The sequence below is a fragment of the Aliivibrio sifiae genome (genome assembly GCF_002954705.1).
In the GTDB taxonomy this organism is placed as follows: Bacteria; Pseudomonadota; Gammaproteobacteria; order Enterobacterales; family Vibrionaceae; genus Aliivibrio; species Aliivibrio sifiae_A.
The window spans coordinates 2,425,776-2,439,462 of the sequence record NZ_MSCO01000001.1 but is presented as its reverse complement, the minus strand read 5'-3'; the positions used below and the strand labels follow the sequence as shown (position 1 = coordinate 2,439,462).

Genomic DNA, 13,687 nt, shown 5'->3' with positions numbered 1-13,687 from the left:
TCATCAGCCCTTTTTTAATATGGAGATAGAGTAAGAGTTACTCTTCTGTCTCTTCTTCGCTTGCTGCAATATGAAGTTCAACAACCAAGTTATCGATTAATCGAACTTGACCAAGAAAGGCGGCCATTAAGATTACAGCTTGAGTTGTTTCTTCTGTTGGTTCTTGAAGTGTTCTTGCATCACGAATGAAGATTTCATCAGGTTGCAAATCAGCCGCACGTAATTGATCATTGGCATCTTCTATTAACGATTCATAATCAGTACGACCGCCACGCATCTGGCTGCTGATCCAGCGCATTGTACGCGCTAGAACTGGGGCTCGCTGACGTTCATTTAATGTCAGAAGGTTATTACGTGAGCTCATAGCTAAGCTATCAGCTTCACGCACCGTAGCAACGCCTACAATCTCAATATCTAAGGCCATATCAATAACCATTTGACGAATAAGAGCGAGTTGTTGGAAGTCTTTTTCTCCAAAACAAGCAACGTCAGGTTGAACGATATTAAACAACTTATTTACAACAGTAGAAACACCTTTAAAGTGCCCAGGACGAGAAGCGCCTTCTAAGATAGTCGAGATAAAAGGAACGTCAACCGTTGTTTGTTTATCTAATCCTTCTGGATACATGATTTCAGGAGTAGGAGTAAAAACTAAATCTACTTTTTCAGCCGTTAGTTTCTCTACATCATCATCAAGGGTACGAGGATAGTTCGTTAAATCATCAACATTGTTAAATTGCATTGGATTAACAAAAATACTCGCAATAACAATATCTGCGTGTTCGCGTGCAGTACGAACAAGGGTAAGGTGACCTTCATGCAGATTGCCCATGGTAGGAACAAAAGCAATGCGCTTTCCTTCACGTTTCCATGTTTTAATCTGCTCACGTAATGGCAGAATTTCAGAAAAAATGTCCATTACGTTCCTTAATTAAATGTATGTTCAGCAGCAGGGAATAGCCCTTGCTCAACATCTTGAATATATTTAGTTACCGCGGTGCGCATATCACCGGTTTCAGCTAAGAAGTTCTTAGAGAATTTAGGCATGTAGTTCGCAGAGATACCAAACATATCGTGCATAACTAGGATTTGACCATCAGTGCCGTTACCTGCGCCAATACCAATTACTGGAACTTTACATGCTTTAGTGATGCGGTCAGCAAGTGAAGCCGGAACGCATTCTAGTAAAATAATTTGAGCCCCTGCTTTTTCAAGCGTTAATGCATCTTTTACCATTTGATCTGCTTTTTCTTGATTACGGCCTTGGATTTTGAAACCACCAAAAATATTAACTGATTGAGGCGTTAAACCAAGATGTGCACAAACAGGTACTGCACGTTCAGCAAGGATGCTAATCGTTTCTGCTATCCATTCACCACCTTCAATTTTCACCATATTAGCGCCAGCTTGCATTAATTTAGCAGCGTTTTCACAGGCTTGTTGAGGGGTTGCATAGCTCATGAATGGCATATCAGCCATTACTAAGCTATTTGGGCTCCCTGCACGAACACAGCGAGTATGGTAAGCGATCTCTTCTGTTGTTACAGGTAATGTGTCATTTTTACCCTGTAAAACCATACCTAATGAATCACCAACAAGTAAAACAGGCATTTCTTGCTGTTCAAACAGTTGAGAGAAGCTAGCATCATAAGCCGTTACTGTTGCAAATTTTCGGCCTTCTTGCTTCCATTTCATTAAGTCATTAATAGAGATTTTTTTCATAAAACATCCTTACTAAAAGCGATTACGCTTGCCAGATAGTTAAGCCATTTCTATCTACTTTTGTGAGTAGCTGAGAAAGTGTTACGCCATCAGGAAAGGTAAAATCGTTATAAATTTCTGAGAGCGGATATAGAACAAATTCACGTTCTTTCATGCCGTAGTGGGGCACAGTTAATCGCTCATTGTCGATCATTTGATCGCCAAATAAAATAATATCGAGATCGAGGGTTCTTGGTCCCCAACGTTCATCTTTACGCACACGACCTTGCTCAAGTTCAATTTTTTGAGTGAGGTCAAGTAGGTCTAATGGTTCAAGGTTAGTTTCAAGTTCAACAACGGCATTAATGTAATCGGGTTGATCTTTAGGGCCCATTGGAGAGCTACTATAAAGTGAAGAGGTTGCAGTCACTTTAGAGTTTGGCAGGTGATGAAGTGCTTCAATCGCAACTTTCGCCTGTTCTACTGGGTTTCCAAGATTACTCCCAATTGCAATAATTACTTTGATCATGAGTCGTTATTTGCTCTTTTTTTCTTACGATATGGACTACGACGCTTGCGTGTACCTGTAGAACGACCGCCATGTAAACCTTGAATCATGTTATTACGATGTGGGGCTGGGGCATCTTGGAATTCAGTCCACCAATCAGCTAAAGTTTTCACTTCCCCACCTTCGACCGCCCCACGCATTTCTAAGAAGTCATAGGCAGCTCGGAACTTTTGCTGTTCAATAAGAACAAAGGCGCGTTTTCCATTACGACGAGGAAGTCGAAGCTGAAGTTGCCAAACGTCACGAATAGTCGCGGTTAGTCTGCGTGGAATCGCAGTACTTTTAACTTGAATATCAAGCATGATATTAGACGCTTCCATAATGGATTCGTAGTGATCATACTTTGGATTCTCATCTTGCACTTCTTGCGCTTTAGCTGTTAATGGATACCACAACATTGCTGCAAACATAAAGGCTGGGTTAACACGCTTGCCACTATTAATACGCTTGTCTGTTGAGCGTAATACTAGTTCGATCATTTGCTCTGTTGGGCTATTACCTTCTTCAGTTAAGAAAGGAGTAAGCGCAGGGAACAATTGCTGAAATAAATTAAACTTACGTAGCATGTAGTAGGTGTTTAGCCCCTTACCTGCTTGCAGTAATTTTAGTGACTCTTCAAATAAACGAGCGGCAGGGATATCACGCAATAGTGGTGATAACTCAACCATTGGTTCTGCCGTTTTATCGCAAATCGTCATATCTAATTTAGCAGCGAATCGCACCGCTCGAAGCATACGAACTGGGTCTTCACGGTAACGCGTTTCAGGATCACCAATTAAACGTACAATGCCGTTATTTAGATCTTCAATACCGTTGGCATAATCGTGAATCGAGTAGTCAGCAATGTTGTAATACATTGCATTTATTGTGAAATCACGACGCTGTGCATCTTCTTCAACTGTGCCATATACGTTATCACGTAATAGCATGCCTTCTTTAGATTGAGATGATATGTTTTTTTTCTCTGACTCTTCTTCTTTATGGTGACCACGGAAAGTCGCCACTTCAATGACATCTCTACCAAAAAGAATATGAGCTAGACGAAATCGGCGACCAATTAATCGACAGTTTCTGAATAGTTTTTTGATTTGCTCTGGTGTGGCATTTGTAGCGATGTCGAAGTCTTTAGGTTCTTGGCCTAGAAGAATATCGCGTACACCTCCGCCTACTAGATAGGCGTCATATCCAGCATTGCTCAAACGGTAAAGTACTTTTAGCGCATTATCGCTAAGGTCTTTACGTGAAATATTATGTTCTTGGCGTGTGATTACGTTCAGTTTCAAATCCTCTGTAGAGCAAATATCACTGTTGTTTTTGAGTAAATTACGACAAAAACGGGCAACTTGATTAAAGATAATTTACCTCGATATTCAAGTGAGCAGTCAAAAATAGGCGCACATTATAGCTTAAATTGCAGGTTTTGAGAATGGGGTAGTGATCTCAAGCCCAGTTGGAAGCTGTTTTAGTTGCCAATTTTTGATTGCCCATTGAAAAATTTCATTCAATGTGGCGGTTTCTATGTCCTTTGGTAAGGAAAAACCTAAGAATTGTAACGCAGCAAGTAACGTTGGTTTTGGATCCGCGTTATCAATAGCAGGAGCATAGTTTTGTTTTGATAGTTTATTCCCAGAATCATCAACAGCAAGTGGTAAGTGAAGATAACTGACTTCTTTTTTACCTAATTGACGATAAAGAGAGATTTGACGTCCTGTAGGTTCAATTAAATCTGCCCCTCGAACGACTTCTGTTATTCCTTGTTCAATATCATCCAATACAACTGCTAGATTATAAGCAAACAAGCCATCCCGACGTTTGATAATAAAATCTTCTTGAGCTAATTGAGATGGTATTTGAATAGTGCCATGTTTCATATCAGAAAATGATTCAACAGGGTGTTGCATAACAAGACGGACGGAAGCGCTTTCTTTTGGATGTTGCTTATGTTTGCAATGCCCTAAATAAAATCCACCATCCTCCTTGATTTGTTTACGAGTACATTGACAGAAATACGCGTTATGCTCTTTAACCCATTGGTCGATTTGAGATTGATAAAGATCATGTCTTTGGCTCTGATAAACAATCTCACCATCCCATTCAAATCCATAGCTTGCTAGGGTTTCGATAATTAGACTTGACGCACCTGCGATTTCTCTAGGTGGGTCCAAATCTTCAATACGAACTAGCCACTGGCCTTGTTGAGACTTTGCTTGTAAATAACTGCCTAAAGCAGCAACAAGAGAACCAAAATGCAATGGGCCTGATGGAGATGGTGCAAAGCGACCTATGTATTGAGTAGTCATCGTATATCACTGTATAAACGTAAAAAAGGGAGCCAGCGCTCCCTTTTTATTATTTTGATTGGTATTAGCCAGCCATTTGCTTTTCTTTGATTTCTGCAAGTGTTTTACAGTCAATACAAAGATCAGCGGTTGGGCGTGCTTCTAGGCGACGAATACCGATTTCAACACCACAAGAATCACAGAAGCCGAAATCTTCTTCTTCAATTTTGTTTAGTGTTTTTTCAATTTTTTTAATTAGACGGCGTTCACGATCACGATTACGCAGTTCTAAACTAAATTCTTCTTCTTGAGCGGCGCGATCTACTGGATCTGGGAAATTCGCTGCTTCGTCTTTCATGTGATTTACTGTGCGTGCAACTTCATCCCTAAGTTGATTACGCCAAGCTTCTAGAATCTTAGTAAAGTGTTCAACTTGAGCTTGGCCCATGTACTCTTCACCAGTTTTTTCTTGGTAAGGTTCAACACCAGCGATAGCTAGAATACCTAGCGTTCTTTTTGTATTGCTCTCAGGCATTACAGCTTCTCCTAAACGTCTTTGACTTTCACCAGCCAATGAGGCCGCTATCTATAACAGAAAGAAAAGGGGCAATCAAATATTGAATACACCAATTGAGATCTAGTAGCAAGAACGTAGCACTTTTCTTAAAAAGAATGTAATGATTGCTTATTAAAGCAACTAAATACTAAAAGGTAGCTTACGCACGATCTTCATCTCTTTTGGTGACATCTCTGCTTGGTAACAGAGAACCGTAACCCCACTTTCAATCGCATCTATTAATAAAGAATTATATTTTTGGTCTATATGGTGTGCGATTGATACTTTTTCAATACCTGAATGTAAAACAGCGAAAAATAAAACGGATTTTTTTCCATTTAATGCCATTTCACTCAGTTCTCGTAGGTGTTTTTGTCCTCGAGTGGTCACTGCGTCAGGAAAATAACCCTGACCTTCCCTACCTAATAAAGTAACGCTCTTCACTTCAATATAGCAGTCAGGTAATGAATCTTCACTAAGAAGAATATCAATACGGCTATTTTCTGAACCATATTTCACTTCTGTCTTAAGTGTGTTGTATTCATTTAGCTCATCAACTTGTTTATTTTGAATTGCTTCAACGACGAGTTGATTCGCTCTAATGGTATTAACGCATATTGTGTGATTCTTTTCTGTGACGCTTAACTCCCAACTATTAGGATATTTGCGCTTTAGGTTACTGGATGTCGAAAAAAACACCGTATTGCCAGGGGTTGCACAGCCAGTCATCGCACCAGTATTGGCACAATGGATAGTTCGCTCGCTTTTATCTGGTAATTCAATGTCGGTTAAAAAGCGTTTATAGCGTTTTATTAACACTCCAGATTCTAATTCAGGTTCAAATTTCATTTAACTACTGTTTTTTTGTACAATGGTTTAATTCGAGATAATGCCATAAGGCGAAACGATTGTCACAGTTACCTATTGAAAGAGTGATCCCGTCATTAATTGAAGGGTTATGTCACCATTCTCAAATTATTTTAAAAGCATCTACAGGCGCAGGTAAATCTACGTATCTGCCTTTAATGCTGTTAAAAGAAAATGTGATTGAGGGTAAAATCATTATGTTGGAACCTAGACGGTTGGCTGCGCGAAATATAGCTAATTATTTGGCATCTCAACTAGGTGAGTCAGTGGGGGAGCAAGTTGGTTTTAGAGTGAGAGGAGAGACTAAAGTCAGTTCAAAGACTCGTTTAGAGATCGTAACTGAAGGTGTGATGACTCGAATGATCCAAGCTGACCCTGAATTATCGGGGGTAGGGCTACTAATATTTGATGAATACCATGAACGTAGTTTACATGCTGATACTTCTTTGGCTTTTTCTCTTGAGGTTCAAGAAGCCTTAAGGGATGACTTAAAAATAGTAGTCATGTCGGCAACGTTAGATCAAGAATCACTAAAAAGTTTATTACCTATGGCTCTCTATCTTGAGTCTGACGGTCGATTATTTCCTGTTGAGACCTTCTATGCACCCTTGAAAGTAAACCAAAGAATAGTCGAAGCGGTTGAATCTACAATTCGTCGAGCTCTTAGCGATGAGCGAGGTTCGATACTTGTGTTTCTTTCTGGTGTTGGTGAAATAAAGCAGTTAGAAGAGCGATTAAGCGATCTTCCTTCTGATATCGTGATTGCCCCCCTGTATGGTCAGCTTGCTCCTAGAAAGCAACAGCAAGCTCTAAAACCTGCGGCTAAAGGGCAACGTAAAGTGGTGTTAGCGACCAATGTTGCTGAAACCAGTTTGACGATTGAAGGGATAAGGATTGTTATTGACAGTGGCTATGAACGTAAAGCCACATTTGATGTTAAAACTGGCATTACAAAGTTAGAGCAGAGACGTATAGCACAGTCATCTGCAGAGCAAAGAAAAGGGCGCGCAGGACGTTTAGAAGCGGGTATTTGCATTCGTTTATACAGTGAGTCGCAATACTTGCAACAAGCTTTACTGCAATCACCAGAAATTGAATCTTCAGATTTATCTTCTTTGGTATTAGAGCTTGCTAAGTGGGGGGTGACGAATCCACTCGATTTACAGTGGTTAACACCACCGCCAACTGTAAATACGGAACAGGCTCGTTCTTTATTATGTCAATTGGGATTTATTGATTTACAGGGTCAATTGACTGCACTTGGTGAGCAATCACAACGATTAGGCCTTGAACCTAGACTTGCGGCTATTATTTTACAAGCTCAACAGCATTCAATTGAATACTTGCATACTGCTTTGTATTTACTTCCTATTATTGAAGAACCTGCAAAATCGATTTCTTCGAAAGATTTGAGCTTTCATCTTTCTTTATTGATTGATGGTAAGTATCCAAAGCAAGCTTATTATCAACAGCGTATTCAACGTTTAGCAAAATTATTATCCGTAAAAGAAGAGGCCAAACTTGCGTCTATAGATATTATTGGCGAAGTTCTTGCTGTTGGGTTTCCAGAACGATTAGCGATGGCTAAAGGTTCTATAGGGCAATTTCAATTAGCAAATGGTCATGGCGTTCAAATGGATGAAATTGAGTCTATTGCACAAAGTGATTATCTAGTCGTGGTGGATTTGTTAAAAGGCAATCAAAATCGAAGTTATGTATTTCTTGCGGCACCATTATCTAAATCATCATTAATGAACGCCGCATCTCATTTAATCACCGAAAATGAATATGTTGATTGGGATGAAAAATCAAGCAGGATGGTGGCTGAAAATAGACGTTATCTAGGGAGACTAATTCTTGAAAGGAAAAGCATAAGTTCACCTGATCCTGACAAAATATCTTTCGCATTACTTAGTATGCTCAAACGAAAAAGCTTGATGTGTTTGGATTGGAATAAAGACGTTCAAGCGTTACATTCCCGTTTATTGTGTTGTTGTGAGTGGTTGCCCGAAATTTCTCTCCCTGCTATGCGGGAAAGTGACCTGCTTGAGAAGGTTGATGAATGGCTGTTGCCTTTTATGAATGGGATTAAAAGCGATAAGCAACTTAAGAGCCTTAATCTGATTGATGCGTTAGAAGCGTATGTTGGTTGGGATAAGATAAAGCTGATTAATGAGTATTTTCCAACACATTATTTATTACCTACAGGGACAAAGGCAAAGATCTGTTATGAGTTGCAATCTGATCCTAAAATTTCAGTTAGAATGCAAGAAGTCTACGGTGAAGCTCAAACGCCGTTATTAGCGAAAGGAACAAAGAAATTAGTGATGGAGTTATTATCTCCAGCTAAAAGGCCGCTGCAAACGACCAGTGATTTAGCAGGGTTTTGGAGTGGTTCATACAAAGAAGTACAAAAAGAAATGAAAGGACGGTATCCCAAGCATATTTGGCCTGATGATCCCGCAACTCATCAAGCGACAAAAAAAACAAAACGTCACTTTAATTAATTTCTCAATTTAAAAGATCTCTCATGGCTGAAAAGAAAAAAACACCAGTAAAGGCTGCGCCGAAAAAGGCGACGACAAAAAAGAAAGCGGCAACCAAAAAGAAAACGACAACTAAAAAGAAAGTACAATCCTCTCGTTCATTTTGGAAAGGGTTATTGGTGCTGTGCTTTAAGCTAGGTTTAATTTTGCTAGCTATTCTCGTTATCGCTGGTATTTACCTAGATACCGTGGTTAAAAAGCGGTTTGATGGACAATTATTTAGCTTGCCGACGGTGGTTTATAGCCGTGTTCTGACATTATCTCCTGGACAAAGTATTAGCCTGCAGTCAGTTAAAAAAGAATTGGATTTATTAAAGTACCAAAAAGTGAGTCAACCTCAACGATCTGGTGAGTATTCATCATCATCAACAAAAATTGAATTGATCCGCCGCCCTTTTGAGTTTCAACAAGGGCCTGAGCCAGATCGTCATGTCATGTTGTATTTTAATGTTGACGGGTTACAAAAGATTGAGAATAGAACTGCAAAAAAACAAATGGGTTTTTTACAGATAGAGCCTCAATTTTTAGGAATGTTAGATGCGGATGATGATCAACAGCGTTTGTTCTTACGAAGAGAACAGTTTCCTGAAGTGATGGTTGATGCGTTATTAGCGACAGAAGATAGAGATTTTTATCAGCATGATGGTGTATCACCGTTGGCAATTGCTCGTGCTGCATTAGTCAATGCAAAAGCAGGAAGAACAGTTCAAGGTGGAAGTACTCTAACTCAGCAATTAGCTAAAAACTTATTTCTATCTAGAGAGCGAACCTTATGGCGTAAAGTTCGCGAAGCCTATATTGCTTTAATACTTGATTATCGTTATAGCAAAGACCGTATTTTAGAAGCATATTTAAATGAAGTGTATCTAGGGCAAACTGGTGGAGAGGCTATTCATGGTTTTGGGTTGGCTGCTCAAGTGTATTTCGGACGTCCAATTGAAGAGTTACGTATTGACCAACTTGCTATGTTAGTTGGCATGGTAAAGGGACCTTCTTATTACAATCCAATGCGTTTTCCTGAAAGAGTAAAAGAGCGCCGAGATTTAGTATTACGTCTTATGATGCAAGAAGATATTTTATCCCCTCGTCAATATGAGATGGCCGCGGGTCGTTCTTTAGATGTAAAAAAACGAGCAACGATTGCGACCAGACAACCAGCATATTTCCAACAACTCAAATGGGAATTGAAAGAGAAGGCAGGAGCTGCATATCAAAAAGGAGAGGGTTTACGAGTGTTCACTACTCTTGATCCTTTATCTCAACAAAAGGCAGAGCAAGCGGTAGAGAAGAGGATCCCTCAATTAGAGAAACGAGCGGGTAAAGGCTTAGAAGCTGCTATGGTGATCGTTGATCGTCAAAGTGGAGAGATCAGAGCTATGATCGGTGGAAGTCGTACTGGATTTGATGGGTTCAACCGTGCGATTAATGCTAAGCGTCCAATTGGCTCTTTAGTGAAGCCTGCTATTTATTTGTCTGCACTAGAAAGTCCAGATAAGTTTTCTTTAGCTACGACTTTAGATGATAAGGCTATTTCATTAAAAGGGAGTAAAGGGACAACTTGGACCCCTCGAAACTTTGATCGTAAATTCAGAGGGCAAGTTCCTTTATATTACGCGCTCTCTCGCTCGTTGAATATACCCACTGTAAATTTAGGCTTGATGGTTGGTTTGAGTAAGGTGACTGATACCTTGGTTAAATTAGGTGTAGATGCGCAAGAGATTAATCAAGTACCAAGTATGCTGTTAGGGTCACTTAACTTATCGCCATATCAAGTTGCTCAGATGTATCAGACTCTTGGTAATGGAGGAAAGAAGGCAAAGTTAACAGCATTAAAGGCGGTTGTAGATAATGATGGTAACTTACTATATGAAAACTTTCCACGCTCTTCTAGTGTCGCTCCTGAACAGGCAACTTGGTTGACTATTTATGGTATGAAAAAAACAGTGAGTGAAGGGACAGCAAGATTTTTGAATAGTAAATACAGCTGGGCAGGTTTGGCGGGCAAGACTGGGACGAGTAATGACTCTCGAGATAGTTGGTATGCTGGGATTGATGGACGAGAAGTTGTTATTACTTGGCTTGGTCGTGATGATAATAAACCGATGAAATTAACCGGTTCAAGTGGTGCATTAAGAGTTTATGCTGATTATCTTGATTTGCGAACGCCAGAAGCATATCAATTGCCATGGCCTAATGACGTAACAACCGCTGGATTTGATTTGGAAAGAAATAAAACGCTAGAACCAAATTGCAGAGGAAGCGTAAAGTTACCTATATGGGATAAAAGTGGTCAATATAAAGCAGAGTGTGATAGAAAAAACAGCCCAGCGGCTTGGTTAACAGATATTTTGGGGCTATAAATAACGTCTAATTATGATTGATACCATAATGCTAATTACGAATGAAAGTGATGTTTGATCTTATCTATCAGTGTTTTGTTTAATGAAACGTTATAAAAACAAGCATTCAGTACGTATTTTCATCAAACGAACTTTTATTTGTAATTATAGGTTGACCTAAAGGTGTAAAAGCCGTTTAATACACCTCGTTGCCCGGATAGCTCAGTCGGTAGAGCAGAGGATTGAAAATCCTCGTGTCGGTGGTTCGATTCCGCCTCCGGGCACCATATTAAATTGTTGGTGCTTAGTAATTTATTAACACGAGCAATAAAAAAATTAGTGTGCCGACTTAGCTCAGTAGGTAGAGCAACTGACTTGTAATCAGTAGGTCACCAGTTCGACTCCGGTAGTCGGCACCATTAATTCTCCTAGTGAGATGTAACACCTGTTCCCTTTTAGTTCAGTTGGTAGAACGCCGGACTGTTAATCCGTATGTCGCTGGTTCAAGTCCAGCAAAGGGAGCCACATTTAAAGCCTCGTCAGAAATGACGAGGTTTTTTTCGTTCTTGTTATAGTAAAATATACTCGTTTTAAATTACGCCATATATTAATTGATGTATCTTCCGATATAAAAAAGGCACACCAAAGTGGCATGCCATTTATAATTTATTCAGCAGTTAACTAGTTTTTGACGCGAAACTTATTTAGCCAGGTCTCTAGGTCATCAGCTAGTTCCGTTAATGTATGAGTACTGTCTTTACTTTCAGCAACAACATTTGCTAACTTCTGACCACTTTCTTCAATCATATTTACTCGTTGAGTAATGTCTTCACTAACATGCCTCTGCTCTTCAGAAGCCGTTGCAATTTGATGACTCATGCTTGATATAGATTCAAGAGCAGTAACTATTTGTTGTAGAGCATCAGAAGCATTTTGAGATCCTGATACAGTACTTTTGCTTGTTTCAGCACAAATTTCCATTGTTGAAATGGCGTTACGAGAACCTTCTTGTAAGTTAGATATCATTTGCTGTATTTCTTTAGTGCTGCCTTGGGTTCTTCCGGCAAGGTTGCGAACTTCATCTGCTACCACTGCAAAACCACGCCCTTGTTCTCCTGCTCGAGCGGCTTCAATCGCTGCATTTAAAGCAAGTAGGTTAGTTTGCTCTGCAATATCACCAATAACATCAAGCACTTTAACAATGTTATTAACTTCACTATCTAATTCGGCTACTGCTGTGCTCGCAGTGCTTAGTTGTTCTGCTAGTCCTTCTATATTATTGACAGTTGCAGTAATTAACGTTTGAGTAAGAACACTTTGTTTATCTGCTTCATCCGTATTCATTGCCGTCTGCTGTGCTGATTCTGCTACATTATTTGCAGAGGAAGCCATTTCTGTTATTGCTGTGGCGATCATTTCGGTTGATTGATGCTGGCTTTCCGTTAATTGACTTACAGCTCCTGATCTTGAATGTACATCTGCTAATTCTGCTTTTAAAGCTAACATTGATTGAGTTAAGTGTTGAACTAATTCAGCTAATGAAAGATTCATCGTTTGTACTGCGTAATAAATACTGCCTTCAGTTGCTTTTGTATCAAATTGAGTAACTATCTCTCCAGCCGCAACAGTTTGGATTGCAGCATGTACATCCTTTGGTTCTCCGCCTAATAAAGATATCATACGCTTCATAGATATCATCAGAATACTAAAAATTAAACTAGCAATAATAAAAGCTAATCCAAATTGCCATTGGGCGGTAGACCAAAAACGAGCATTTACTTCTGTTTCACCGATTCCTGTACCTACAATCCAATTCCAGTCTTTTGTTTTTTCTGCAATAGATAGCTTTTTATCAATACTGCCGTCAGGCATTTTTAATGACCAAGTATATTCAGCGATACCATTTGGAGTTTTAGAAATGGCATCATCTAAGATTTGTCCAACACTTTGGCCTTTACTATCTCTAAATTCATGAAAGCTTGTGCCATGAAGCTGAGGATCAAGAGGGGCGGCTAAGAACATTAAATTATCATCAGCGACGTAAACATATTCATTATCTTTATAAATATTATTACGTAAGATAGCTATGGTGAGTTCTTTTGCTTTATTTTCTTCAATCTTTCCTTCTCTTACCATTTCTTCCATGTTGGTAATTAAATTATAAGTTGTTTGAAAGATTTCTGTGACTCGAGCTTTATTGTCTATAGTACTCGCTACTCGTAGCGTCCATAAGCCAGTCGCAGTCATTGTTATCAGCGAAAATAAAATAATAGCAGCAAGAACATATGATTGTGTTTTCAACTTCATGTCGTTTGTCCTAAATATAATGGTTATCCTTAAACTACTAAATCGGCTGATGAATAACTTTAAGGAATGATTTTTGAATTCTTGATAGATTGTGGTTATATAACACTAAAAAAAAGGGGGGGGGTAGATCTAAATCATGATTTCCGTTGGTTGTAGAAATAAAAGATATCTTTATAAAATACTTAGTTTTAATTGTTTTTGTTTTAAACTGAGATTATTTGAACGTTATATATACAGAAATTTCATGTTTTGGTGGTTTTTTCATCATTTGAATTGGAAAATAGTTTTAATTTAATAAAAGAGCTTGCCAATGTGTTCGAACTCTCTATAATGCGACCTCACTGACACGGAGAGCCCATCCCATAAGGGGTTTGTAATCAGAGTTAGTAAGATGGTTTAGAAATTAAGTTTCAAATAAGTGCTTGACACTGAGACTTAAATCGATAAAATGGCCGTCCTCTTCACAGAAAAGCGAAAACGCTTTGAAAGTAGAAGAAAAGCTCTTTAACAATTTAAAACCTATT

Annotated in this window: 10 protein-coding genes and 3 tRNA genes; 5 read left to right on the top strand and 8 right to left on the bottom strand. The window is 39.1% G+C overall.

Features of this window, described 5'->3' with window-relative positions; all coding sequences use genetic code 11:
* Positions 1-37 precede the first annotated feature (37 nt).
* The 7 genes from panC to sfsA form a co-directional block, all read right to left on the bottom strand.
* On the bottom strand, positions 38-919 hold the full coding sequence (gene panC / locus BTO22_RS10810) for a pantoate--beta-alanine ligase (protein WP_105055474.1): 882 nt from the start codon (positions 917-919) through the stop codon (positions 38-40).
* An 8-nt stretch (positions 920-927) separates the two neighbouring features.
* On the bottom strand, positions 928-1,722 hold the full coding sequence (panB, locus tag BTO22_RS10805; RefSeq protein ID WP_105055473.1) for a 3-methyl-2-oxobutanoate hydroxymethyltransferase: 795 nt from the start codon (positions 1,720-1,722) through the stop codon (positions 928-930).
* A gap of 22 nt (positions 1,723-1,744) precedes the next feature.
* Entirely contained in the window at positions 1,745-2,230 is a 486-nt protein-coding gene (gene folK, locus BTO22_RS10800; RefSeq protein WP_105055472.1) for a 2-amino-4-hydroxy-6-hydroxymethyldihydropteridine diphosphokinase, read from the bottom strand.
* Positions 2,227-3,552 (bottom strand): polynucleotide adenylyltransferase PcnB, encoded by a 1,326-nt coding sequence (pcnB, locus tag BTO22_RS10795; RefSeq protein ID WP_105055471.1) that lies wholly within the window; start codon positions 3,550-3,552, stop codon positions 2,227-2,229. The genes folK and pcnB overlap by 4 nt, the downstream gene beginning before the upstream one ends.
* A 123-nt stretch (positions 3,553-3,675) precedes the next feature.
* Positions 3,676-4,569: a tRNA glutamyl-Q(34) synthetase GluQRS gene (gluQRS, locus tag BTO22_RS10790; protein WP_105055470.1), complete on the bottom strand. Its 894-nt coding sequence runs from the start codon at positions 4,567-4,569 to the stop codon at positions 3,676-3,678.
* Between the two features lie 64 nt (positions 4,570-4,633).
* Positions 4,634-5,083, bottom strand: coding sequence for an RNA polymerase-binding protein DksA (dksA, locus tag BTO22_RS10785; protein ID WP_105055469.1), 450 nt, complete (start codon positions 5,081-5,083; stop codon positions 4,634-4,636).
* A 162-nt stretch (positions 5,084-5,245) separates the two neighbouring features.
* A complete protein-coding gene (gene sfsA / locus BTO22_RS10780; RefSeq protein ID WP_105055468.1) occupies positions 5,246-5,953 on the bottom strand; it encodes a DNA/RNA nuclease SfsA in 708 nt (235 codons plus the stop codon).
* A gap of 59 nt (positions 5,954-6,012) precedes the next feature.
* On the opposite strand from sfsA, the gene hrpB reads away from it, so the two are divergent.
* The 5 genes from hrpB (at position 6,013) to BTO22_RS10755 (ending at position 11,381) form a co-directional block, all read left to right on the top strand.
* Positions 6,013-8,478, top strand: a complete 2,466-nt coding sequence (hrpB, locus tag BTO22_RS10775; protein WP_105055467.1) for an ATP-dependent helicase HrpB — start codon at positions 6,013-6,015, stop codon at positions 8,476-8,478.
* A gap of 23 nt (positions 8,479-8,501) precedes the next feature.
* The gene (mrcB, locus tag BTO22_RS10770; protein WP_105055466.1) at positions 8,502-10,877 is read left to right on the top strand and encodes a penicillin-binding protein 1B; all 2,376 of its coding nucleotides are present in this window, start codon (positions 8,502-8,504) and stop codon (positions 10,875-10,877) included.
* 190 nt (positions 10,878-11,067) lie between these two features.
* A tRNA-Phe gene (locus BTO22_RS10765) sits at positions 11,068-11,143 on the top strand.
* Positions 11,144-11,199: 56 nt separating this feature from the next.
* Positions 11,200-11,275 (top strand) — tRNA-Thr (locus BTO22_RS10760).
* A gap of 30 nt (positions 11,276-11,305) precedes the next feature.
* Positions 11,306-11,381: transfer RNA gene (locus tag BTO22_RS10755), tRNA-Asn, on the top strand.
* Between the two features lie 156 nt (positions 11,382-11,537).
* Here BTO22_RS10755 and BTO22_RS10750 read toward each other — a convergent pair.
* Positions 11,538-13,163 carry a methyl-accepting chemotaxis protein gene (locus BTO22_RS10750; RefSeq protein ID WP_105055465.1) on the bottom strand — a complete coding sequence of 542 codons (1,626 nt, stop codon included), beginning with the start codon at positions 13,161-13,163 and terminating at the stop codon, positions 11,538-11,540.
* Positions 13,164-13,687: the final 524 nt, after the last annotated feature.